Raw genomic sequence first — 22187 nt, 5'->3', positions numbered from 1 at the left:
GCTGCATCATCTGGCGACGACGGGTCAGCTGGATGGTGGTCTGAAGATCCGGCCGATGGTGCTGCCCGATGTATTCATCGATCAGGACAAGCCGGATGCGATGTATGATCAGGCGGGGCTGAGTGCGCAGCATATTGCGGCGACGGCAATGCAGGCCCTCGGTCTCGACAGCGCCAGCCTCATTGAGCCGGCACGGGCCTGATATAGCCTGAACCATGGCAAAGAAACGGGTCGATCAGCTGCTTGTCGATCGCGGGCTGGTTGAAAGTCGTGCAAAGGCGCAGGCGCTCATTCTGGCCGGTAAGGTGCTGTCTGACACAAAGCGCATCGACAAGGCCGGTCATCAGCTAGATGAGGCAGCGCCGCTGATACTCAAGGGGGCGGACCATCCCTGGGTTTCCCGGGGTGGCCTGAAACTCATTAAGGGGCTGGACCAGTTCGGCATAGACCCAGCCGGGTTCACCTGTGTCGATGTTGGTGCCTCGACCGGTGGCTTTACCGATGTTCTCCTGACACGTGGTGCGGCAAAAGTATTCGCCGTCGATGTCGGCCACGGCCAGCTTGACTGGAAATTGCGCAGTGATGACCGCGTGGTGGTGATGGAACGCACGAACGCCCGCCACCTGACCGCTGACGATATTCCTGACCCGATAGATATGGTTGTCTGCGACGCCAGTTTTATCAGCCTGAAAACTGTTCTGCCCGCCGCCATGAGTCTGGTGAAACCGGCGGGCTGGCTGGTCGCCCTGATCAAGCCGCAGTTTGAGGTGGGGCGTGAGAATGTGGGGAAGAAGGGTGTCGTCCGCGATCCGGCCCTGCATGAGGCCGTCTGTGCGGATATGTCAGACTGGCTGGTCGATGTGATGGGCTGGGAACTGCTCGGCGTTGCCAAAAGCCCGATCACCGGGCCGGAAGGGAATGTGGAGTTTCTGCTGGGCGGGCGTAAGCCATAACAGATGCTGGCCAGCCTCCCCGACAGATATTCATCCCGGCGATGACCCGGAGGTTGTTTCCATCATTATCCATCGTGTCAGGAACCTGTCCGATTCCTGAACGGCCTGTTTGCTTAAACGTGCAGCGGGGGAAGGTTTATTGTTAAGCCCGGTCGGATTCTCAATAATGTCTTCAATGTAGGAATTCAGAATCGGCCTGCTCAGGCTTGCGCTGGTTTCGCTCCCGGCTTTTTTCTCCTCGACCAGCCGCAGAATTTCCTGTCGTACATTGTCAGGAACCGGATTCTCATTCACCAGTTGAAGAATTGAGATCGGCGGCAGAATAACCTGATGATCAAACTGTTCCGGTTGGTTGGCAACCCAGAGATACTGGAGAAGCGGGCGGATCGTATACAGATATGCCTTGAGCTTCGGGGCAGGCTGGTCTTTTACCCGCTCCCGGAAAATACGCTTTGAGATATTGAAGAAATGATTCGTGAGTGCATACCGCCGCTCGATCAATGATAGCAGCTGCAACATTTCGCGCTGAAAATCAGTATCGGTTCGATAGGTGATATCCGACCTGAACCATTCCTGAATGACGGCGTTTCCTTTCATCATCAGCCTGACGGCTTTTCTGAGTTCCCAGCCGGACAGATCAATATCGGCCTCACGGTCCAGATCCTCAATCACGTCCCGTCCATCTTTGAACGACCAGTACCAGGATGGTTCATGCACATAAATGAACCGGACGTCATAGTCGCTGTTGGGAGAATGCATATTCCAGGCACGAGAGCCTGATTCAACGGCGAAAAGAACGCGCACATGCCGGGATTGCTCGACGGCAGACAGCCGGGACATGATTTCCGCATGAACCTCGGGAGATATGTTCTTGTGCGCCTTGTTAACCATTCTCTGAACAGCCTCTTATTACAACGTCCGGGCAGATATCTTTATTAAGGTATCATTAATACGGGAAGAGCTGAAACGGAATAACAGACCTTGCCAGTGAAGGACATCGCGGCTTCTCCAATCCGAAGTTATGAACTTGAGATCATCCCGGGGACGATCTGATAAAAGGGATTATCCCAGTGCAGCCCGCATCAGCTGTACATCCCGTTCGTCTGAAGGGTTCCAGATCAGGGTAGGGACGTCACCGAGAGGTGCCGCGCCGGGCCGGGTCAGCAGATGGCCGGCATGGGAGAGGCGCAGTCCGGTGACTTCCGGGCGGGCGTTCAGAAAATCGGTCAGGCGGGCGCGGAAACTGTCATTCTCGATATGGCGCTGCCATTCGTCGGGAGAGACTTCCTCGATAAAGGCAGGAACAACAGTGTTGCCGCTGGTTTCAACCAGCTCTTCAAGCTGCGCCAGCAGGGCTGCCGGTATGTCGTCTTTTGCCTTGCTCCATGCCGCGATGGCGAGCAGGCCATCATCGGATTCAGTCAGGGCATAATGGGCGCCGGGGGTGATATGTTCGGCAAGAACCTTCAGGACGTCCGTGGTTTCCATTCCCGGCCTGACCTTGTCGAGTTCCCTGAACTGCACCGACCATCCGTCAGCGTTGATCTTTGCCTTTTGTTCAATCGCAAACTTTACCGTCTGTACCACGGTCGTCAGATCTTCCGGCGGTTCATTGTCGAATTCGATGGCAATCAGGACGGCTTTATTGTCCGGGCCGGTGGCCGAGGCAAACAGGGGCGCAAGCTGGTCGGCGAGACCAAACCAGGCACGGCGTCCGACACGTCGACCCGCATCCGCATCAAGAGCGACCGGCAGGATGGCAACATCCGTACCGGCAATACCACCCATCAGCGGTGCGTCAGCGTCATCACGCAGCCAGAAACGGCAGCCATTGCGGGCAAACCATGCCAGAGCACCAAGGAAATGCCATTCCGTCTGAAGGGAGCGTTCACCTGTCAGCGCCTGTTGCAGGTCATCAACGAAGACTTCCCGCATATCTGATGGCAGGGAGTCGACAAAGCGGGTGGCAAAAATAGCCGTCTCCACCAATGCCCGTGACGGGGCGGGGAGGCGCTTGACCCGGTCCGCGGCGCGACCGCCAAGGAAAGTTGCGACTTCGGACAGACCCCGTTCAATCAGGAAGACTTCGCCCAGCAGTCGTCCGGACATGGGGCGGCTGGCGGTTGTCGCCCGCAATGCCTTCACACGGTCGTCAAACCGTCGCCGTCCGATGGTCGAGAGGAACTTGAACAGTCCCGGCTTGATATCCTCGTCCCGGAAGGCGGTTTCCAGACGGAAGGGTTTGTCAGACATGGAACTGGGGGTGATGCATCAGCCGCACTGCCCGCGATGGCGGAGCAGATGGTCTGCCAGCACCAGCGCCATCATGGCCTCGCCGACAGGTACGGCGCGAATCCCGACGCAGGGGTCGTGACGTCCCTTGGTAATGATTTCTGTCTCGTTACCGTGGAGGTCGATGGTCTTGCGGGGGGCGAGGATGGAGCTGGTCGGCTTTACGGCAAAGCGGAGTACGATATCCTGCCCGGTGGAGATGCCGCCGAGCAAACCGCCTGCCTTGTTCGACAAAAAGGCGGGTTTGCCGTCGACCATGCGGATTTCATCAGCGTTTTCTTCACCACTGAGTTCCGCAGCCTCAAAACCGGCACCGATTTCAACACCCTTTACGGCGTTGATGGTCATCATGGCGGCGGCGAGGTCGGAATCGAGCTTGCCATAAATCGGCTCGCCCAGACCGGGCATGACGCCGCTGGCGACGACTTCAACCACGGCACCGATGCTGGAGCCGGATTTGCGGACACTGTCGAGATAGCCTTCCCATTTCTGAGCGGCCTGACGGTCCGGGCAGAACAGCGGGTTGTCGTTTACCGCATCCCAGTCCCAGTTTGCCCGGTCGATACCGTGCGGGCCAACTTTCACCAGGGCGGCACGGATGCTGACGCTGTCACCAAGCACCTTGCGGGCAATGGCCCCGGCGGCAACCCGCATGGCGGTTTCACGTGCGCTGGAGCGTCCGCCACCGCGGTAGTCGCGGATGCCGTATTTTGTCCAGTAGGCAATGTCGGCATGGCCGGGCCGGAACTTGTCCTTGATATCGCCATAGTCCTTGGACCGCTGGTCGACATTCTCGATCATCAGCGAGAGCGGTGTGCCGGTGGTCCGGCCTTCGAAAACACCGGACATGATACGGACCTGGTCCGGTTCCTTGCGCTGGGTTGTAAAGCGGGACTGTCCGGGGCGCCGGCGTTCCAGTTCTTTCTGGATCTCCGATTCCTCAATGGCAATACCCGGAGGGCAGCCATCAATGACACAACCGATGGCCGGCCCGTGGCTTTCACCCCAGGTCGTGAAACGGAACAGCCGTCCGAAACTGTTATCAGACAAGTTCTTTCCTCAGACCGTCGCAATATCCGGTGCATCAACGGCTTTCATGCCGACGACATGATAACCGCTGTCTACATGATGCAGTTCACCGGTGACACCGGTCGACAGATCACTGAGCAGATAGAGCGCCGAGCCACCGATATCTTCCAGCGTCACGTTGCGTTTCAGCGGTGAGTTCAGCTCGTTCCATTTCAGGATATAGCGGAAATCACCAATACCGGATGCGGCCAGCGTCTTGATAGGTCCGGCAGACAGGGCGTTGACCCGGACATTCTGTTCGCCGAGATCGGCGGCAAGATAGCGCACGCTGGCTTCCAGAGCCGCCTTGGCGACACCCATGACATTGTAATGCGGCATCACCCGTTCCGCGCCGTAATAGGTCAGGGTCAGCATCGAGCCACCGCTGGCCATCAGTTCGGCTGCGCGCCGGGCAATGGTGGTGAAGGAATAGCAGGAGATATCCATGGTCCGGGCAAAATTCTCAGCCGTGGTATCGACATATTTGCCCTTCAGCTGGTCCTTGTCGGAATAGGCGATGGCGTGGACCAGAAAGTCGATACCACCCCAGCTGCGGCGCAGATCATCAAAGACCTGATCAACGGAAGCGTCGTCGGTGACATCACAGGGCAATACTGTGGTCGAGCCGATTGACTCTGCCAGCGGGCGGACACGCTTCTCAAGGGCCGGGCCCTGAAAGGTGAAGGCCAGCTCGGCACCCTGGTCGGCCAGCGCCTGTGAAATGCCCCAGGCGATAGACTGCTTGTTCGCAACACCCATCACGAGTCCGCGCTTACCTGCCATCAAACCCTGTACTGCCGCCATCGAAACCACCTGAACTTGCGTTATCTGCTGAGTTGCGCATCCTACAACACATTGTCGCTGGCGCAATCGTGTGAAGCCTTCGCGGATGTGCGAAACTTCGTTATGATCCGTCTGTGTGGATCCGGAGGACGATGAGCAATGATCAGTTTTGACGAGTTATTGGCGCGTTTGCTGCCGCTGCTGATGTTGTTCAGGCCTGCCGGGTCTCTGCTGAAGTATATTGCCAGCCGCTTCTCCAGCGACAAATGCCTGCGGATTGCGGCATCGCTCAGCTACACATCATTGCTGGCACTGGTGCCGATGCTGGCCATCAGCCTGTCGATTCTCTCTGCTTTTCCGGTTTTCAATGAGGCACGGGATGGCATTCAGACCCTGATCTTTGAGAATTTCGCGCCGAATACGGGCGAGGCGCTGACCGATTATATCCAGACCTTCATTCGCAATACGGCAGGGCTTACAGCGATTGGTATTGTTGGCCTGGCAGCGACAGCGGTGATGTTGCTGGCAACCATCGAAGATGCGCTGAATACGATCTTCCGGGTTGAAAAGAAGCGCCCCTTCGTCGGACGTCTGCTGGTGTTCTGGGCGGTGCTGACCATGGGGCCGCTGCTGATGGGCGCGTCGTTTTCGCTCTCCAGCTATTTCTATGCACTGGCACAGGTGCTGGATCAGGAAGTCGCTTCCGGTCTGACGGCACTGGTCCGTGATCTGGTGCCGGTGATTCTGTCGGCTGCCGGCTTTGCCATCATGTATGTCTTTATGCCGAACCGTCCGGTGAAACTGCGCCATGCGGCGGTGGGGGCGCTGGTCGCGGCGACGATGTTCGAACTGCTGAAAACGGGTTTTACCTCTGTGGTCATCGGCGGCGGGACTTATTCGACGATTTACGGTGCCATGGCAACGGTGCCGATTTTCCTGGTTTGGATGTATGTGTCCTGGACGGTGGTTCTGTTCGGAGCCTTGCTGACCGCGGCCTTGCCGGACTGGATGGCTGATCGCAAATATGATCCGACGACAGCAACGGATCCGCGCAAACGGCTGGACCGGGCGCTTGCTGTCCTGTCTGCACTGCTGGAAGACAGCCAGTCAGCCGGCACCCTGAATCAGGATCAGCTGATTGCCGCTGCCGGTCGTGGAGAGGACCAGTTTCATAGTGCTATCGAGGAACTCTATGAAGCCGGTTTCATTGAGCAGACCGCAGATGAGAAATGGGTGCTGTCGCGCGATCTGCGGGCGGCCACATTATATGATCTGTATGAGGCCTTCGGCTGCGGGATTCATGCTGCCGAGACCAGCGAGGAAGATCGTTCCGTCTGGACCCGGCAGCTTGACAGGCTTTGCGCGGGGCTTGATGACAGCCACAAGGCGTTGCTGAAACAGCCCATCGCGGACTTTCTGTCCGCCCGCGATCAGGTTGCAAGACCGGCAACCGCCGCAGAATGACGAGGGATCAGCCGGAAGCGGCTGGTTCCCATTCACCCCGGGCATTACGGCAGGCCGTGCCATGCAGCTTCTCCGTCCGGCCATCAATCGTGACGGTTTGCGTATAGGGACGGCAATACTGATTGTTTGAATTGGTGTAATAGGGCTGTGGCGTCACCGTGCCGCTGTGACCGGTGTCCGGGTTGCTCCAGCTTGATGTCGTACCTGACGGTTTCGATTCCAGCGTGTTCTGGGTGGTGTTGTGCATAGCCAGCCTGTCGGCCCGGTCCAGTGACTTGCCGACTTCGTTACCCAGCCATGCCCCGGCAAGCACGCCTACGGCTGTTGCCGCCAGTTTGCCGGTGCCGCCGCCGAATTGTGCGCCTGCAAGGCCGCCAAGGCCTGCGCCCAGCAGGGTGCCACCAACTTCCTTGTTCCCGGTATTCTGGGTACAGCCGGCCAGCAACAATCCGCCAGCCAGTGCTGTTGCGATGATGGTCCTGGATATCATGGTATAATCCTTGTTGTTATCTAATCGGGCAAACGCCGCCAGAAGGTGATTTGTTCCCATCTGAATGGAATAACTGTTGCACTCATTTATGGTGACTATATGTCAGGGCTATCCCGGACTCTGTGAGCAGGATCACGACCTATGGAAAACTTCGATTTCGCCGAACCGTTCGACCGTTTCGCCAGCTGGCTGACAGAAGCCGAGGAAAGCGAGGTCAATGATCCGAATGCGATGGCGCTGGCAACGGCGACTAAAGACGGGTTTCCGTCTGTCCGCATGGTGCTGCTGAAAGGGCAGGATACGCGGGGGTTCGTATTCTATACCAATCTGGAGAGCCGGAAGGGCGGGGAACTGGCAGAAAACCCGCGGGCATCCCTGCTGTTTCACTGGAAATCCCTCCGCCGGCAGATTCGAATCGAGGGGCCGGTTGAAGCGGTCTCGAATGCCGAGGCGGATGAGTATTATGCATCCCGTGCGCGGGGCAGCCGGATTGGCGCCTGGGCATCCCGGCAGTCCCGGCCGCTTGAGGGAGCAATGGCACTGGAAAAGCGGGTCGCGGAATATACGGCGAAGTTCGGTGTCGGGGAAATCCCGCGTCCGGACTTCTGGTCCGGGTTTCGTCTGGTTCCGCAGCGGTTTGAATTCTGGCAGGATCGTAAATTCCGTCTGCATGAACGGGTGATTTTCTCCCCGGAAGGCAGTGGCTGGACCACGGAACGTCTGTATCCGTGACGACAAATCCTGACCATCGTCTGATCCGGGCGGCAACCTATGCGTCGGTTGCCGTGGCGGTCATACTTATCGGTGCGAAATTCGTTGCCTGGCGGATGACCGGTTCAGTCAGTCTGCTGTCGACCCTGCTGGATTCGATTCTGGATGCCGGGGCGTCACTGGTGAACCTGATTGCTGTCCGCCATGCGTTGCAGCCGGCGGACAAGGAACACAGGTTTGGCCACGGCAAGGCGGAGGCGCTGGCTGGTCTTGCGCAGGCGGCGTTTATTGCCGGGTCTGCTGCGTTTCTGGTTATCGAAGGCATCAGCCGGCTGTTTGACCCGATCCCGGTATTGCGCGGGACGGTCGGATTATCGGTCATGGGTTTTTCCATCGTCGTGACCGTGGCTCTGGTTGCGTTCCAGATGTATGTGGTTCGTCGTACAAAATCGGTCGCGATCAGTGCTGATTCGCTGCATTACCGGGCTGATGTGCTGGTGAATATCGGGGTGGTTGTTGCCATTGCGATCAGCACCTTCTGGTCGCAGCCGCTTGCTGATCCGATCATCGCCCTGCTGATCTCCGTCTATATTCTGCGTGGCGCATGGGAAATCTCCCAGTCTTCGCTGGATATACTGATGGACCGGGAACTTCCCGATGAAGACCGGGAGCGTATTATCTCGCTGGTGCTGGAAAACGAGGATGTGCAGGGGGTTCATGACCTGCGCACCAGATCGTCCGGTCCTGATATCTTTATCCAGATGCATCTGGACCTCGACCCGCATATGCCGCTGCTTTACGCGCATGGTGTGTCCGAGGAAGTCGAGGCGCGGCTGATCAAAGCCTTTCCGAATGCGGAGGTGATCATTCACGAAGACCCTGCCGGATTTGACGAGACCCATCCCGACCTGAAGCCGGACCCTTCCTGATTTGTTGCAGCGGGTTTTACCCGAAAGGGAGCCTGTATCAGCCGAACAGGTCTGTCTGTTGCGGCGTTTCCTCTGTCGCCCGCAGGGTCCGGGCGGGGGCGGGATAAAGCATGCGGCGACAGTCATCGAATGATCTGCTGCTGTCGATCCAGTCATTTGCAGCGTCGCGGGCAAGAATGACCGGCATGCGGTTGTGAATTGCTTCAACATCCGGTCCGGGTGAGCAGGTGATGATCGTGAAATGCTGGCCGTCCGTCAGGCCGGCAAAGATCATTATTCCGTCATCAAGGCGTTCGATCCGGTTTTTCAGTCTCTGGCTGCCGAGCTTGCGCCATTCGTAATAGGCAGTTGCCGGAACCAGACAGCGCTGCTGCAGGAGAGGGCGAAAGGTCTGCTTCTCAGTCAGGGTTTCACTGCGGGCATTGATCAGCGGTTTTGCATCCCACGGGGAGGGAATTCCCCAGGGCTGAACGGTGGCACCTTTTCCGGTGACCAGAATTGCCCGGTCTGTCGGACGGATATCACCATCGGGAAAGTTTGAGGACGGAAGCGTCGCAAGATCAAACAGCTCGATCAGTTTCTCTGGTTTTGTCTTATTCTCGTAGCGCGCACACACCGCGTTTTTTCCCGTTGGTTATTCGCCGCTCGGACAGCATAATCCGCGCCATGAATGATGATCGCAAGACGTTGATCCTTTCCGGTGCCAGTCAGGGTATTGGCCACGCCACCGTCAAACGGTTCAGTGACGAAGGCTGGCGGGTTATTACCTGTGCCCGGCAGGACATTCCGCCGCATTGCAAAGCCGACCCGAACTGGACAGACCATATCGTCGCCGACCTGTCGCAACGCGAGAGCACCCGGGATTTTATTGAGCAGGCCAACGATATCATCGGGGACGGGGCGCTGCATGCGCTGGTCAATAATGCCGCCCTCTCGCTGAAGTCGGATTATCGTGAGCGTCTGGGCTGTCTGAACGGCGATCTGGATGCCTGGCGTGAGGTTTTCGAGCTGAATTTCTTTGCTCCCCTGAAACTGTGCCGGGGATTTGCCGGGGCACTGTCACGGGGGAAGGGAGCCATCGTCAATCTTACCTCGATTGCCGGGCATTATGTGCATCCCTTTGCGGGCTCGGCCTATTCTACATCGAAGGCGGGGCTGTCTGCCCTGACCCGTGAGCTGGCGGTGGAATTTGCTCAGCTTGATGTCCGGGTCAATGCGGTCGCGCCGGGTGAAATTGCGACATCAATGATCCAGCCGGAGTATGAAGAACTTATTCCGCGCATTCCGATGGAACGGATGGGCCGCCCGGAGGATGTGGCAGCCACTATTTTTCGGTTATGCGGAGAGGATTTCGGCTATGTCACGGGGACGGAGGTTTTCGTCACCGGCGGACAGCATCTGGTCTAGCCGGCCGTAATTTCTTGATACAGGCTGACCAGCTTCGGGATTTCCCGGGACATATTGTGTGTTTCGTTGAAGGCCAGAATGCTGGCCGCAATCTCACCACGGTCGAGGGCCCGAAGGCGGGTTCCGGCTGTCTCCAGCTCTGCGGTTTCCAGTGCGATACCGAGGCCGTGATGCTCCACCAGCCAGGCCGTATATTCATATTCCCTGCAGACCACTGACGGAATGCCGGCCTCGATATAGGCGAAGACCTTGGTGCCGACGGCGCCCCGCATCAGGCCGGGTCCAACCTGCAGGACATCCCGGTCGATATGAGTGACGACGATGCCGAAGTCATAGACGGACAGTGCCTCCGGCAGCCTGTCTGGTGGCACGCCGTCGACCAGACGGAAGCCCGGAAACTCTTCCGCGAGGGCAAGATATTCGGCGGCACCATCAGAGGTCGCCAGCGGCCGGTGCGGGTCATGCAGCAGGTCGATATGAAATCCCTGTTCCAGGAAGCACCGGAAGGTTCGCGGCATGGTCCGGATCGGAAACAGTTCCGCCGGGCAGCCTTCTTTTTCCAGAATACCTCCGGCATAGACCATGCGGAGAATACCATCCCTGTCAGAGAGCTTCGCCGGATTGCGGGGGGTAACGTCTGCGGCGGGCCAGGGCTGGGCATGAAAGGTTCTGGTCAGCCCGCCATGTCGTTCGCGCAATTCATCATCAATGTCAGGGTGATAGCGATGAATGACGGCATCTGCATTCAGGCAGAGATATTTTTCCATTCCGAGATCGGTATCGACAACTTCGCGGGGCCAGTTCTGTGCCAGAACATTGCGTGGTGCATAGACAGAGGTGAAGTCATAGACCTCGCAGACCACCTTTGCCTTGCGCTTTCGCTCGATCGTGGCGCGGGCCAGATAGTAACTCCACATCCAACACTGAACATGAAAGATATCGACGTTGAGATGGCTGATCATTTCAGTCAGGACGGTCGGGTTCCGGATGCCATCGGTCACCGAGACAAAGGCTGCGTCAAATCCGGGGCGCATGGCAGCCGGAATATGGTCGAGACAGAGCAGGGCGCAGGTAATGCCCTGATCCTGTAAGGCCTGCGCTTCCCGCAGAACCTGAAAATAGGGTTTTGTTGCAATAAATACGACACGCAGGCTTTGCCGTCCCTGATCGAGCGATGCCTGTATGCCCGCTGCCATGGACATGACTTCCGACTGCGCCCGCAGGCCATATCTGCGTATCAGTGGCCCGGCACCTATCGGCTCAAGTTGCTGGCAAAGCCGGTCCAGCAACGGGGCGATATCCTGATTCCCTTTGCCGATGGTCAGGTGTTTCTCGAAAACGGCCCTGATTTTTACCGAATTTTCGGCCGGCAGCAGCTTGCAGATGTCTTCCAGAAAGTCTGACAACAGATCGCGGCTGGTTGGCAGGACGGGATGTTGCGCAATCAGCGCGTCATACATGACCTCAACCTGGGCAGGGGTCAGCGGTGATGACGGTGGATAACGAAAAGCCATGTCACGCAGACAATCAGTAATCGGCGGAGCCGACATTCACGAAAGCAGATGTTCCGTGGCGGGTTGTGTTCCGCTCCCGCGGGCGGACAGCTGCGGCAGCGTAAGGCAGTTTGCCATCCGGCTCTTTCCGTTCGGCAAATTTCTGCATGTCATGGTCGCTGTTCGTGACCTTCTGGCGATCCTTGATGACAGCATCGAAGGCAAAGTCGCCAAACAGGTCTTTCATCAGCTGGGCGTTTTCCTCGCGATAACGGTGCCAGACATCGCCGGTAAAGTTCTTTCGCCGCCATTCCCATGTCATGCGGTCGGTCAGGTCTGCGACCTTGTCGTTGCCGGGGAATTTCTTCAGGAACCTGCGTCCGACATATTTCGAGGAGAAGGCGATGTTGGATATTTCGAACTGGAATTCCTGGCTGAAGGGCGTCTGCGCATTGAAGCGGTCAAACTGTGCCCAGCCCTCCAGATCCTGCGGCAGCAGATGTTCGAACTGTTCGGACAGATTGCAGCCCGGATAAGGGACAAAGGTGTAATAGGGGTTCAGGAAGGCATTGGGATTGTCATCGATCATGCGCAGTCCCAGATCGACCGTCATCATCATGTCTTCCCAGGTCTCACCGGGGAAGGCCATCATGAAGTTATAGGTACAGCGGATACCTGTCTGGCCCAGCTTGCGGTTGACCTCGTGATAGGTCTCCAGCGTTTCCTTCTTCTTGATCAGCTTCAGAATGCGGGGTGAGCCGGATTCAAGCCCGGCCGAGAGCAGCCGGAGACCGTTACGTTCCAGCATGTCCAGATCGACCCGGTCGATGCAGTCCAGCCGGCTCTGGATCATCCAGCCAAAGCGGCCACCGATTTCCTCTGCCAGAGGAGCGAACACCTTCTTGTTAGTGGTAATGTTTTCGTCCGTGAACTTGATCATGTCGAGATCATGCCGCTCGACCAGTTCCATCATCCGCTCAACAGCACTTTGCACGGCCAGCGGTCGCCATTTCGACAGCATGTTGCCGGTCGCACAATAGGCGCACTGGAACGGGCATCCCCGGCTGAAGGTAAAGGGCAGCACCCGGGCATGGGGAAACTGGGCATTGAACAGATATTGTTCGCAATCAACGAGATGATAGGGAACCGGCGGCAGGCTGTTCCAGTCCTCTACAACACCGCGCCATATTTTCTGATCAACGCTGCCATGCGCTTCGATTTCGCGGATCAGATGCGCAAATGTCTCCTCGCCCTCATGAGTGATGACGTAATCGACAAGCGGGTGAGCGGCGGTCTGTTCCGGCAGCAGGGTCGGATGCCAGTTACCCCAGATGGTGGGGATGCCGAGATCCTTTGCCATGCCGGCAAACCGCATGCTGTGAATCAGTTGCGTACCGGTCATGGTCGAGATGCCAACCGCGATCGGATTGCGTTGCAGGGCATCGCTGTATTTGGATTCCGGGTCAGTTCGCTGGTCAAAGATGACCACTTCATAATCGCGGTACAGCGCGGAGGCGACGGCAAGCACGCTCAGCGGCAGTGCATAGGTGCCGGGCATCTCCAGATCAGTATCCGGATAGACGAGAATAACGGGCCGGTTGCTGCGTGTCGCCATGTTACGAGGCCTTCTGCCTGTGGATGGACGAGGGATTGTTCCTTTGAACGTCAGCGATCATAGGCGTTTTCCGGTCTGTCGCCAAGCATACCCCTAGCCCCCTGCAACAGGGCGGTAGTTGATACGCGGGTCCGTCCGTCGCCAGACACGGGGAATGCCGTGAACTTCCTTCCGGTCGATGAAATAGGGCCGGAACTCCAGATGAAATCCCAGTTTTGGCAATTCCGCGTCGAGGTCATAGCGATGACCGGGCAGCCAGCTGAGATCATGGTCGCGGATATATAACTGTGCGCCGGGCTTCAGTATGCGGGGCAGGGTTTTCAGCAGTTCCACGATCAGGTCAGCCCCGAGTTCCGGCAGGACCTGACTGAAAATCACAAGGTCGAAGAAATTCCACGGCAGTTTGTCGAGCCGCCAGGTGGGCAGATGATAGATACCCGACGTCTCGGTAATCTCGAAGTCATCCGGATTATCGACATAGTCATGAACCGGCAGGTCACTGGCGCGGGTGAAATATTCGGACTGGCAGATATAACTGTTCTCGATGGCTTCCATTCCGACATAACAGAGGTCGGGGACTCGCCGGGACCAGATGTTCATCTGACGACCGACACCCGGTCCGAAGTCAAGAATACGACGGACCCTTGTGCGCGGAGTTTCCGGGTAGATGTTCTGGAACATGAAATCACCGGCAGTATGCCGGTCAACTTCCATCGGGGCGTCTGGAATTTCGACATCAAGTCCGTCCGAACTCAGACTCTCATAAACCCGCCTTGTTGTTGCAAAGCTGTCAGCCACCATTGCGGGATCAGCCTCGAACGGCAGCGGAAAAGCGGCTTTGTTGACGGTATCCATATAGGCGATCAGGCCGGGAAGGCCGGCATAGGATCGTCCGACACCCTTATGCTCCATGCCACCAAACCAGCCCGCATAGGCATCCATCTGCCCGGCCGGCAGTCTTTCAAGATCGGAGCGTCTGACAGCAGCAAATGCTTCCGGTGTAACCGGTTTTCCCATATCGGCGTTTCCGATCATCTGGCTCAGTGATTCCCTGACAGTGTAACACTGACGAGGTCAGGAACACTCAGAAACAAGCGTGCTTCCGGAAATCTGATCCGTCGAAAAGCTGTTATGAGAGCGGTTCGGGTTTTAATAAAACCTACAATCTTGTGCGAAATGGCGTGAGGAAACATGTATTTTAGAAGAAACTTATCGTGGGTTAACCAGATTGTTGAAAGAAATATTTTCAATCTTTAAAAATATTTCTTTTATATAAACAGCCAATTCCTTATTAATAATTTTTTTTCTTTAAGTATTTGTGGTTTATTTTTATTTTCCGATTCATGCTGATTTTCCCATTTAACATGCTTGACTGCCTGTGGATTTTTGTGGGAAGGATTTTACTGGTGGGATATTATCTGGTGTGTGGGTATGTTTGTTCAGAGGGGCGTGGTGCTGCAGATGGCTGCAGTTCTTTTTGGCGGGCTTCTGCTTGTTCCGTCCTCGTTTGCTGATCCTTATTCCCTTGTCGATGAACCGAGATCGGATTCATGGGTGCTCGGAACTCCCGGCGCTGAGAGCGAAGCTGCTCTGTCGCGATTGAGTTACGGATTAGCCGATTCTATTGCACAGGCCTCAAACGGTAATGAAGTGGGAGCCGTCGTCGCCCTCGGAAAAGGAGCCGTCGATTTCTGGTTGCCACAGATCGGCGATGATCTGCCCGAATGGCTCAAACATATGGAATTTGAATGGGGTGTTAATGAAAACAACACACCGGAATACTCCATACTGGGCGTGTTCCCGCTGTATGAAAGCGAAGATTTACAGGACACTGTTTTTACCCAGCTAAGTCAGCGGCGATATCGTTATCTGGGCGTTGACCGGGATGTGACAAATGCAGGACTTGGCTACAGGCGTTTGTTTTTTGACAATCAGGTGCTGGTTGGGGTGAACGGTTTTTTTGATTATGGCTGGAAATACAATCACCAAAGAGTAAGCGCCGGTGCCGAGGCGAAATGGGCCGGGCTGGATTTTTCAACAAACTATTACCTTCGGGCAAGTAACCGCCATTCAGCAGGCGTGAACTCGTTTGAAGAGGTTCTTGATGGCCATGATATCCGCCTGGCGGCACAAATTCCCTATTTGCCCTGGGCGCGTGTTCATGGGCGTCGCTACTGGTGGTCAACAAACAGAAATACGGAAGATATTAAAGGTTGGGAAATGGGGATGGAGATGGACCTTCACCAGAACCTGCAACTTGAGGCTGGTCTTGTCAGCGATAATTTCATCGAGGATGGGAATAATAACGAGGGTTATATCAAGCTCCGTTTTGCGATGGCTTTGAACCGTCCTGTTGCGATGAGTTCTGAATGGGTTTCTGAAAACCCTTGGATGATGCGGGATATGTCTGAATATCGGCTGGATAAGGTTCAGCGTGAAAACAAGATCATCGTTGAACGTCTGTCCTCTGGCGTTGTTATTACAAGGGGGTCATGATGAAGCAATTTATTGGCGTTGGAATTCTGTCTTTTGCCGGATTGTTTTCTTCTGTTTCCCCGTCTTTATCTGCAATTCCGGGGACGGCTGCTCAACCTTCGACCTACCAGATAACAATCTCACAGATCGAACTGTGTCAGGATGCTAGCTGCGCCACGTCCTATATTATTGGATCTGGTTCCAGCAGCTTTGACATTTCCTCGGCGGCCGCTGGGGCTGAGGTTGGTGGTTACGTTGATATATCAGGAATTCCTCTGCATCAGACCTGGTCTCATGTCCGTGTTACCATTTCAACGACCATCAGCGTTGGCGGTACATGGACCGATGGTGATGGCGACAATTGCGGAACCAGCAATGCAGCGCAGGCGAGCGGACATGCGGCGGTCTATGCTGCTTCTGTAGGTGGCACGGCAACGCCGACAAATTTTGTCATTCCGAATGTCGGGTTCTCGACTATCGTTCAGGCTGATTATACCGCTGTCAACATGACCAAGGCGAATGGTGCGGGCACCGCGACAATTACCTATCCTTTGTCTTCTCCTTATACCTGCAAGGGGCCTATGCCGCTTATTGAAGTACAGTTCAATACAGGCTCGGCCATGGGGTTTGTTGATGGTACGGCAGCAGGTGTTGGTACGGCCTGTCAGGCTTTTCCGCGTCCTCCTTCAGTTACAATCACAGTTTCTGATCCCTGAAATCAACGATTTGGTCCGAAGCATCCGACATCGACAAAAGCTGCCGGTGTAAACAGTCTTATAATGTCGTTGTTTCTGTCGTCCGACCCGGAACTCACTGATGCAGTGCATTGAAAAGTCAGTGAAGCAAGAAACAAACATGATTTTAGAAACTTGATGATAGAGAGCCTGAGGGTGTTATAGTGGTGATAAGGTCAGAATGATCTTATTCTTTACGGCCAAGCCGTAACGCACACATACGGAAAGAAGATTCCGGACATGGATATCCTGAGCTTCGATAAAGTCATTTATCACTTTGACCGGCTGCAGAAGATGCAGGCGGGGGAACCCCAGTTCCCGGTTCATCTCACGATCAGCCTCGGAAACCTCTGTAATCACCGCTGTCTCTGGTGCTCTGTTTATGCGCAGTTGCAGAAGGATGTGCAGCTGACGGATGTCGACAAGCTGCTGACCTTCCTTGAGAAAGGGGCTGCACGCGGTCTGAAAGCCGTGAGCTATGTCGGCAACGGGGAGCCGACGGCGCATCCCAAAGCAAAGCATCTTTTCCGTTCTGTCCATGAAATGGGCATTGAGCAGGGGATGTTCACCAACGGCTTCCTGCTGGACCGTGTCATGGACGAGGTGCTGGAGGGGTTTACCTTCATGCGATTCAGTCTGGATGCCGGGTCACCGGACATGCATGCCGAAATGCATGATGTACCGGCGACGCAGTTCCCGAAGATTATGGAGAACATGGCGGAAATCATCAAACGCCGCCGGAGTGACCGCCCGACCATCGGGGTGCAGTATGCGGTTCACCACCGTAACCTGCCGGATATGTATGAAAGCGCCCGACGGGTCAGTGAAATCGGTGCGGATTATTTCTCCGTGAAGCCGGTCTTCAACAAGGGATCGGTCGGGGAGCGGATCGAGAAGAATGTGCTGACACTGGAAGAGCTGTCGCCGGAAGTCGGGCGGATCAGAAAGGATATCGAAAGCCGGGATTTTGAAATCCATTTCCGGCCCTTCCAGATTTTGTCGGAAGAAGCGGACAGGAATGTTCTGCAATATGACCGCTGTGTCGCCGGGTTCTTCAACCTGAATCTCTATGAAGATGGCAGTCTGGTTTATTGCGCACCGCATCGCATACCGGTTGGTCATATGGATGATGATCTGGATCAGGTGGAACGCAATATTCTCGATCTCTCGAATAAACTCGACCTCTCGAAATGCCCTGGTGGCTGCCGCTATCACCCGCTTAACCACCTCGTTCATACGGTGGTAAAACCGGGAGATGCCGATCCCTATCACCGGAACTTCCTCTAGGGCTGATTGCAGATGCATCCGCTGATTCCACATACCCGCACGGAGATTACGGCAGAAGATGAAGCCGCCGTGTTGTCTGCCCTGCGCGGGCGGGTGCTGGTGGAGGCGGACCACGTCCGCAATCTGGAGAACTGGTTCACGGAACAGTTCGGCGGTGCAGGTGCCGTGGCGACCGGGTCTTGCAGTCAGGCGCTGGTTGTCGCGCTGAAAGCCTGCGGCGTCGGTCCGGGACATGATGTCATTCTGCCTTCCTATGTCTGTGCGCAGGTGCTGGCGGCGGTTGAGCATGTTGGTGCGCGCGGTGTCACGGTTGATGTTGCCGGGGACTGGATGATCGATAAGGGCGCTGTCCGCGACGCCCTGACCAGCCAGACCCGGGCGATCATCACCGCCCAGATGTTCGGCATGTTCCGGGATATGTCCGACTTGCGTTCATTCGGGGTGCCGGTGATTGAAGATTGCGCCCAGACTTTCCCGGACTGGCAAAATCCCGCACATCGTCTGTCTGGCGATATCGTCGTTTTCTCGTTTGAGGCAACAAAGCCGGTCGCGGGTGGCGAGGGCGGTATGGTGCTGGTGCGGACAACTGAACTGATGGCTGGTGTCCGGGCGCAGAAACAATTCCGGGAGACGCCTTATCGGGCAAATTTCTATCCCCTCGGCAATGCCACTGCTGCTCTGGTACAGAGCCAGCTTGCCCGTTATCCGCAGACGCTGAATGTTCGCTCAGAGAAGGCGAAAGCTTATATTGCGGCGCTGGATGATATTGCCCCTGGGCTCGTAACTTCCGCAGTCCGTAATTCATCCGCCTGGCATCGTTTTCTGGTCCGGGTTGAGGGCGATCCGCAGGTTCTGATACAGCAGTTCTCTGCCCATGGAATTGCCGTGCGTCGCCCGGTCGAGATGCCGTTGCATCTGCTGTGCCCGGATACGGCGGCGGGAAGCCATGTGATGACGGAGCGGCTCTGGGGTTCAACCCTGTCGCTGCCGATCTATCCTGAATTGTCGGTGCGGGATCAGGGGAGGGTGATTGATGCCTGTCGTCAGATCCTCACCTGAAGGCCGGACTGAGGGCCGGTTCACGCTGGTGACGGATCTTGCCGAATGGGATGCGCTGTATGATCGCGTGGTGGATGGCAGTGTGGTGGCAACAGGCAGTTACCTTGCTGCCGGTGCCATGCTGGAGCCTGACGGGCGTGCGGAACTGGCGGTCTGGGAAGACGGGGATGGTCTGGTTATCCATCCCTATATTTCCCGTGCGGTTGATGCCAGGGGTAACTGGCGCGATCTGATCTCGGCTTACGAATTTGGTGGCTACTGGTTCAGCACGCGGGATGCGACAGCGAAGGCCCGGCTGACGGCAGCGTTTGATCTCCGCTTCCGGCAATATTGCGTCGAGAATGCCATCGTCAGCGAATTCATGCGCCTGCATCCCATGTTGTTTCGCAATACGACGTTGTTCAGCGATTTTGACCTTCGGGGACCGGCAGAGCATGTCATCGTACCGCTGATCGGCGCACCGGAGGAGGTCAGGGCTGGCTATCATGTGACCCGGCGCCGTCAGGTACGTCAGGGGATCGGCAATGGCCTGACTATGGAGCCGGTACGTGATGCCGCTGCTTTCATTGATGTTTATCATCATAATCTCGACCGGCTTCAGGCTGATGATTACTGGTACTTTCCGACAGATTATATTGCGGCGCTGGGCGACCATATCCGGATCTTCATGGTGCGTGACCCGTCGGGCGATGTCTGCGGCGCACATTGCTATCTGGATGACCCGCCCTGGCGCTTCGCGTTTCTGTGTCACGGTGTGGCGGACAAGCTGGATCTGCGGCCAAATGACTTTGCTTTTGATGCAGCGGCCATTGATGCACAGGCGGCGGGGCTGGAATGGCTGCATCTCGGGGGCGGGCAGCCAAGCCTGCTGGCCTACAAGTCGAAATTCTCGAACATCACCACGCCCTATCGCTGGGCAACGCGCACCTTCCTGCCGGATGTCTATCGCCAGCTGGTCAAATCACGGGAGGCGGCGACGGGTCAGAGTTTGCGCAGAACCGGGTTCTTCCCGGCCTATCGGGCACCCTCTGACGATGCGTGACCGGCTTGCAGATCAAACAGCAGGTTTTGTGAGACCTTCGGCAGCCCACGCTCATTCAGGTCTTCACGGGGGACGGAAAGCCGTAATGGCCCGTTAAGGGCCGCATTGACTGCTGCCATTTCCGAGCGTTCAAATCCTTCGCCGGGCTCTATCAGATAACGCAGGGACAAACGCTCGCGGACAGAACGGTCTGGCTGGGTGCCGTGCAGCAGGCAGGCATGCCAGCAAAAGACGGATCCGGTTTCTGCGGTGAGGATACGGTGGCTGAAATCGCCGGAGGCCCCTTCGTCATTGGCGTAGCGCCAGTGATCTGCTGATCTGTCAGTCAGTTCCAGCCGGTGCGGGAAGACCGCCGCGCCAAGCCGGTGACTGCCGGGCATGATATAGAGCGGGGCATCATCAGGGCCGACATCTTCCAGATAGATGTACATGGTCAGGAAGTCCGCATCCCGGTCGCGCCAGTCGACGATATCCTGATGAAAATCGATACCGTAGAAATAGGTGATGTCCGTAAATTCGGGCCGGATGAAGTGGGCGAGATTGTTCGAGGGCTTGCCCCGCATCCGGTCTGCGATCCAGTCGGGTATCAGCGGTTCCGGCAGGCCGCAGACAAACTTCCGGCGGAATACGTTCCAGCCTGTGCCCAGTAGCCGGTTGAGGGTGCTGGTGATGACGGGATGGGTCTCAATTGCCGCGGCCTCCTGCACCAGACTGTCGAGCATGTTCATGCCGGGCCGGGGGTTCTTGTTATAGGCATCCGGGTTGAGTTCGGTGAACTCCTGCTCGCTGTAGAACAGGGAGTGATCGAATTGCCGGGTTGCCCGGACCTTGCGCAGCATCTCGCGGCAGAAGCCCTGATCCAGCAGGGCGCGGTGGCCAACATAGCCATCGCCGGCGAAATTCTGTTCGGTGCTCATGCGATACCTTGCGGCAGATATCCGAAACGGGCCCTGAAACAGCGGCAAAGCCGGTCTGCGAAGACCGGGTTAACCTGATCGGGATGGTTTCGGGATGTAAACAGCATCTTCGGGCGGGTCAGACGCGGGGTCAGGTCTGTGCCGAGGTCTGAGAGGCTGGCTGCAAAGCGATCCGCAACGCCGCCGGGGTCCGATGACAGGTCATCGTAATCAATCTTCATATGCTGACCGGGGGATTGTTTTGCCGCAATCTCTGCGATCTCCTGTTCCGTTGACCAGACCTGCTCGACAACCTGTTCAACCGGGTCGGTGAGGGCCCGGATGCGATCATAATCCCGCGGGCAATTGCCATACCAGACGGAAAGGTCACCATGACGCCGCAACCGCGCATTCAGGATCGAATTACAGACATAGAACGGATCGCGATGCAGATGGACAGTCAGCAACCTGTTCATGGCATCGCGCAGATGGTCCAGATTGCATTGGGCAAAGATGTTGTCGAACAGCAGGGGTGCGCCCAGCGCCTGTTCCAGCCCCCCCAGTGTTCGGGTCAGGGCAGCTATATCGACGGTCTGCCCTTCTGGCAGGTAATAGGTATCTTCCGGTAAGCCGATGGCACGGCGCCAGAACCAGCCCCATTCATGCGGTTCGGCCGGGCCGGAGGTTACAAAATCGGTTCGGAAACTGCTGGTGAAGTCAGGGTCTTCCAGTGACGCCTGCAACTGTGCGCCGATATAGGGTGCGTCTGAAAACCGTGACAGCAGGTTTGAGGCATAGCCAATGCGATAACAACTGGCGACAACCTGAATGAACAGTGTCGAGGCTGCCCGAGCCTGCGACAGAATGAAGGTAACAGGCAGAGCCGGCGCACCAAAACCGGCAATCAGCCGTTCGTTGTCGGCGCGGAGGCGTTCATTGATCAGCTGTACCACATCGCTCATGACAGACGGCTCGTGGCAAAGCGTTCTGCGGCTTCCGGTACAACCTCCGGCAGCCGGGCATGCATGATCACCGGATCAATATCCCAGGGTACGACCTTTGGCCGGGCAAGAATGTCAGCAACCGGCATCAGCGCCATGTCAGAGCCTTCATGCTGGGTCATGCTGGCAATGTCGGATTCGGTGACGGGTATCGAGAAGAAAATCTTGTGGGTTGGCTCCACATTGAACTGCGGTACCGTCACGATTGTTTCGGCAAACCAGACAACCCGGTCTGGCATGAATTCCAGCTCCTCCTGAAGCTCCCGGATGACGGCGGTCCGGGGAGATTCCCCCGGCTCTACCCCGCCGCCGAACAGGCCCCAGTGCCCGGGCGCACGTAACCCTGCCTTGTCGTCACGCAACTGCATCAGGTAGCGACCATCCGGGGTATAGAGGATCGCCGCTGCATCCTGACGGGCTGGCCGTGCCGTGGTCAGGTATCCGCCTTCATATCGTTCCGTATCGGCCGCAAACGTCATCAGGTCCAG

The 22187-nt window shown here is 56.7% G+C and carries 22 protein-coding genes; 10 read left to right on the top strand and 12 right to left on the bottom strand.

Features of this window, described 5'->3' with window-relative positions; translation table 11 throughout:
* Positions 1-215: 215 nt before the first annotated feature.
* Positions 216-953 (top strand): TlyA family rRNA (cytidine-2'-O)-methyltransferase, encoded by a 738-nt coding sequence (locus GH722_19280; GenBank protein MRG73908.1) that lies wholly within the window; start codon positions 216-218, stop codon positions 951-953.
* Positions 954-983: 30 nt separating this feature from the next.
* Here the strand turns inward: GH722_19280 and GH722_19275 are convergent, their stop codons facing one another.
* The 4 genes from GH722_19275 to fabI form a co-directional block, all read right to left on the bottom strand.
* On the bottom strand, positions 984-1844 hold the full coding sequence (locus GH722_19275; GenBank protein ID MRG73907.1) for a nucleotidyltransferase domain-containing protein: 861 nt from the start codon (positions 1842-1844) through the stop codon (positions 984-986).
* Positions 1845-2015: 171 nt separating this feature from the next.
* Positions 2016-3206 carry a hypothetical protein gene (locus tag GH722_19270; protein MRG73906.1) on the bottom strand — a complete coding sequence of 397 codons (1191 nt, stop codon included), beginning with the start codon at positions 3204-3206 and terminating at the stop codon, positions 2016-2018.
* Between the two features lie 18 nt (positions 3207-3224).
* Positions 3225-4295, bottom strand: a complete 1071-nt coding sequence (gene aroC, locus GH722_19265; protein ID MRG73905.1) for a chorismate synthase — start codon at positions 4293-4295, stop codon at positions 3225-3227.
* 9 nt (positions 4296-4304) lie between these two features.
* Positions 4305-5117: an enoyl-ACP reductase FabI gene (gene fabI, locus GH722_19260; protein ID MRG73904.1), complete on the bottom strand. Its 813-nt coding sequence runs from the start codon at positions 5115-5117 to the stop codon at positions 4305-4307.
* A 138-nt stretch (positions 5118-5255) separates the two neighbouring features.
* Between fabI and GH722_19255 the strand changes: the two genes are divergently transcribed.
* Positions 5256-6560 (top strand): YihY family inner membrane protein, encoded by a 1305-nt coding sequence (locus tag GH722_19255; protein ID MRG73903.1) that lies wholly within the window; start codon positions 5256-5258, stop codon positions 6558-6560.
* Between the two features lie 7 nt (positions 6561-6567).
* Here GH722_19255 and GH722_19250 read toward each other — a convergent pair whose 3' ends face one another.
* Entirely contained in the window at positions 6568-7050 is a 483-nt protein-coding gene (locus GH722_19250; protein ID MRG73902.1) for a glycine zipper 2TM domain-containing protein, read from the bottom strand.
* Positions 7051-7191: 141 nt separating this feature from the next.
* Between GH722_19250 and pdxH the strand changes: the two genes are divergently transcribed.
* Positions 7192-7782 carry a pyridoxamine 5'-phosphate oxidase gene (gene pdxH, locus GH722_19245; GenBank protein ID MRG73901.1) on the top strand — a complete coding sequence of 197 codons (591 nt, stop codon included), beginning with the start codon at positions 7192-7194 and terminating at the stop codon, positions 7780-7782.
* Positions 7755-8690: a cation diffusion facilitator family transporter gene (locus tag GH722_19240; protein MRG73900.1), complete on the top strand. Its 936-nt coding sequence runs from the start codon at positions 7755-7757 to the stop codon at positions 8688-8690. The genes pdxH and GH722_19240 overlap by 28 nt, the downstream gene beginning before the upstream one ends.
* Positions 8691-8727: 37 nt before the next feature.
* Here GH722_19240 and GH722_19235 read toward each other — a convergent pair whose 3' ends face one another.
* A complete protein-coding gene (locus GH722_19235) occupies positions 8728-9306 on the bottom strand; it encodes an SOS response-associated peptidase (protein MRG73899.1) in 579 nt (192 codons plus the stop codon).
* 50 nt (positions 9307-9356) lie between these two features.
* On the opposite strand from GH722_19235, the gene GH722_19230 reads away from it, so the two are divergent.
* Complete coding sequence (locus tag GH722_19230; protein ID MRG73898.1) at positions 9357-10097, top strand: SDR family oxidoreductase; 741 nt, start codon at positions 9357-9359, stop codon at positions 10095-10097.
* On the opposite strand, the gene GH722_19225 is transcribed toward GH722_19230, so the two are convergent.
* The 3 genes from GH722_19225 to GH722_19215 all read right to left on the bottom strand — a co-directional run bounded on the left by GH722_19225 (position 10094) and on the right by GH722_19215 (position 14240).
* Positions 10094-11611, bottom strand: coding sequence for a hypothetical protein (locus GH722_19225; protein MRG73897.1), 1518 nt, complete (start codon positions 11609-11611; stop codon positions 10094-10096). The two genes, GH722_19230 and GH722_19225, sit on opposite strands and share 4 nt — an antisense overlap.
* A 13-nt stretch (positions 11612-11624) precedes the next feature.
* The gene (locus GH722_19220; protein MRG73896.1) at positions 11625-13205 is read right to left on the bottom strand and encodes a radical SAM protein; all 1581 of its coding nucleotides are present in this window, start codon (positions 13203-13205) and stop codon (positions 11625-11627) included.
* A 93-nt stretch (positions 13206-13298) separates the two neighbouring features.
* The gene (locus GH722_19215) at positions 13299-14240 is read right to left on the bottom strand and encodes a methyltransferase domain-containing protein (protein MRG73895.1); all 942 of its coding nucleotides are present in this window, start codon (positions 14238-14240) and stop codon (positions 13299-13301) included.
* Between the two features lie 390 nt (positions 14241-14630).
* On the opposite strand from GH722_19215, the gene GH722_19210 reads away from it, so the two are divergent.
* From GH722_19210 to GH722_19190, 5 genes are all read left to right on the top strand, one after another.
* Positions 14631-15701 (top strand): hypothetical protein, encoded by a 1071-nt coding sequence (locus GH722_19210; protein ID MRG73894.1) that lies wholly within the window; start codon positions 14631-14633, stop codon positions 15699-15701.
* Positions 15698-16396, top strand: a complete 699-nt coding sequence (locus GH722_19205; protein MRG73893.1) for a hypothetical protein — start codon at positions 15698-15700, stop codon at positions 16394-16396. The genes GH722_19210 and GH722_19205 overlap by 4 nt, the downstream gene beginning before the upstream one ends.
* Before the next feature lie 258 nt (positions 16397-16654).
* Positions 16655-17701, top strand: a complete 1047-nt coding sequence (locus GH722_19200; protein ID MRG73892.1) for a radical SAM protein — start codon at positions 16655-16657, stop codon at positions 17699-17701.
* Between the two features lie 12 nt (positions 17702-17713).
* Positions 17714-18760 (top strand): aminotransferase class I/II-fold pyridoxal phosphate-dependent enzyme, encoded by a 1047-nt coding sequence (locus GH722_19195; protein ID MRG73891.1) that lies wholly within the window; start codon positions 17714-17716, stop codon positions 18758-18760.
* Positions 18735-19802 carry a hypothetical protein gene (locus GH722_19190; protein ID MRG73890.1) on the top strand — a complete coding sequence of 356 codons (1068 nt, stop codon included), beginning with the start codon at positions 18735-18737 and terminating at the stop codon, positions 19800-19802. The genes GH722_19195 and GH722_19190 overlap by 26 nt, the downstream gene beginning before the upstream one ends.
* Here GH722_19190 and GH722_19185 read toward each other — a convergent pair.
* Genes GH722_19185 through GH722_19175 form a run of 3 tightly spaced genes read right to left on the bottom strand, consistent with a single transcriptional unit; the run spans position 19775 to position 22178 of the window.
* Complete coding sequence (locus GH722_19185; protein MRG73889.1) at positions 19775-20719, bottom strand: hypothetical protein; 945 nt, start codon at positions 20717-20719, stop codon at positions 19775-19777. The two genes, GH722_19190 and GH722_19185, sit on opposite strands and share 28 nt — an antisense overlap.
* Positions 20716-21660: a hypothetical protein gene (locus tag GH722_19180; GenBank protein MRG73888.1), complete on the bottom strand. Its 945-nt coding sequence runs from the start codon at positions 21658-21660 to the stop codon at positions 20716-20718. The genes GH722_19185 and GH722_19180 overlap by 4 nt, the downstream gene beginning before the upstream one ends.
* On the bottom strand, positions 21657-22178 hold the full coding sequence (locus GH722_19175) for an NUDIX domain-containing protein (protein MRG73887.1): 522 nt from the start codon (positions 22176-22178) through the stop codon (positions 21657-21659). The genes GH722_19180 and GH722_19175 overlap by 4 nt, the downstream gene beginning before the upstream one ends.
* Positions 22179-22187 lie beyond the last annotated feature (9 nt).

The organism is Alphaproteobacteria bacterium HT1-32, assembly GCA_009649675.1.
GTDB lineage: Bacteria > Pseudomonadota > Alphaproteobacteria > Rhodospirillales > HT1-32 > HT1-32.
Note: the sequence above shows the minus strand (reverse complement) of the source record. Positions and strands in the feature narration are given on the sequence as shown.

Bases quoted from the DNA above. Each gene is read 5' to 3' on its own strand.
- fabI (MRG73904.1), bottom strand. From the start codon at position 5,117: ATGGCGGCAGTACAGGGTTTGATGGCAGGTAAGCGCGGACTCGTGATG.
- GH722_19195 (MRG73891.1), top strand. From the start codon at position 17,714: ATGCATCCGCTGATTCCACATACCCGCACGGAGATTACGGCAGAAGAT.
- GH722_19275 (MRG73907.1), bottom strand. From the start codon at position 1,844: ATGGTTAACAAGGCGCACAAGAACATATCTCCCGAGGTTCATGCGGAA.
- GH722_19225 (MRG73897.1), bottom strand. From the start codon at position 11,611: ATGGCTTTTCGTTATCCACCGTCATCACCGCTGACCCCTGCCCAGGTT.
- pdxH (MRG73901.1), top strand. From the start codon at position 7,192: ATGGAAAACTTCGATTTCGCCGAACCGTTCGACCGTTTCGCCAGCTGG.
- GH722_19205 (MRG73893.1), top strand. From the start codon at position 15,698: ATGATGAAGCAATTTATTGGCGTTGGAATTCTGTCTTTTGCCGGATTG.
- GH722_19200 (MRG73892.1), top strand. From the start codon at position 16,655: ATGGATATCCTGAGCTTCGATAAAGTCATTTATCACTTTGACCGGCTG.
- GH722_19190 (MRG73890.1), top strand. From the start codon at position 18,735: ATGCCTGTCGTCAGATCCTCACCTGAAGGCCGGACTGAGGGCCGGTTC.
- GH722_19270 (MRG73906.1), bottom strand. From the start codon at position 3,206: ATGTCTGACAAACCCTTCCGTCTGGAAACCGCCTTCCGGGACGAGGAT.
- GH722_19220 (MRG73896.1), bottom strand. From the start codon at position 13,205: ATGGCGACACGCAGCAACCGGCCCGTTATTCTCGTCTATCCGGATACT.
- GH722_19250 (MRG73902.1), bottom strand. From the start codon at position 7,050: ATGATATCCAGGACCATCATCGCAACAGCACTGGCTGGCGGATTGTTG.
- GH722_19185 (MRG73889.1), bottom strand. From the start codon at position 20,719: ATGAGCACCGAACAGAATTTCGCCGGCGATGGCTATGTTGGCCACCGC.
- GH722_19255 (MRG73903.1), top strand. From the start codon at position 5,256: ATGATCAGTTTTGACGAGTTATTGGCGCGTTTGCTGCCGCTGCTGATG.
- GH722_19280 (MRG73908.1), top strand. From the start codon at position 216: ATGGCAAAGAAACGGGTCGATCAGCTGCTTGTCGATCGCGGGCTGGTT.
- GH722_19175 (MRG73887.1), bottom strand. From the start codon at position 22,178: ATGACGTTTGCGGCCGATACGGAACGATATGAAGGCGGATACCTGACC.
- GH722_19180 (MRG73888.1), bottom strand. From the start codon at position 21,660: ATGAGCGATGTGGTACAGCTGATCAATGAACGCCTCCGCGCCGACAAC.
- GH722_19215 (MRG73895.1), bottom strand. From the start codon at position 14,240: ATGATCGGAAACGCCGATATGGGAAAACCGGTTACACCGGAAGCATTT.
- GH722_19230 (MRG73898.1), top strand. From the start codon at position 9,357: ATGAATGATGATCGCAAGACGTTGATCCTTTCCGGTGCCAGTCAGGGT.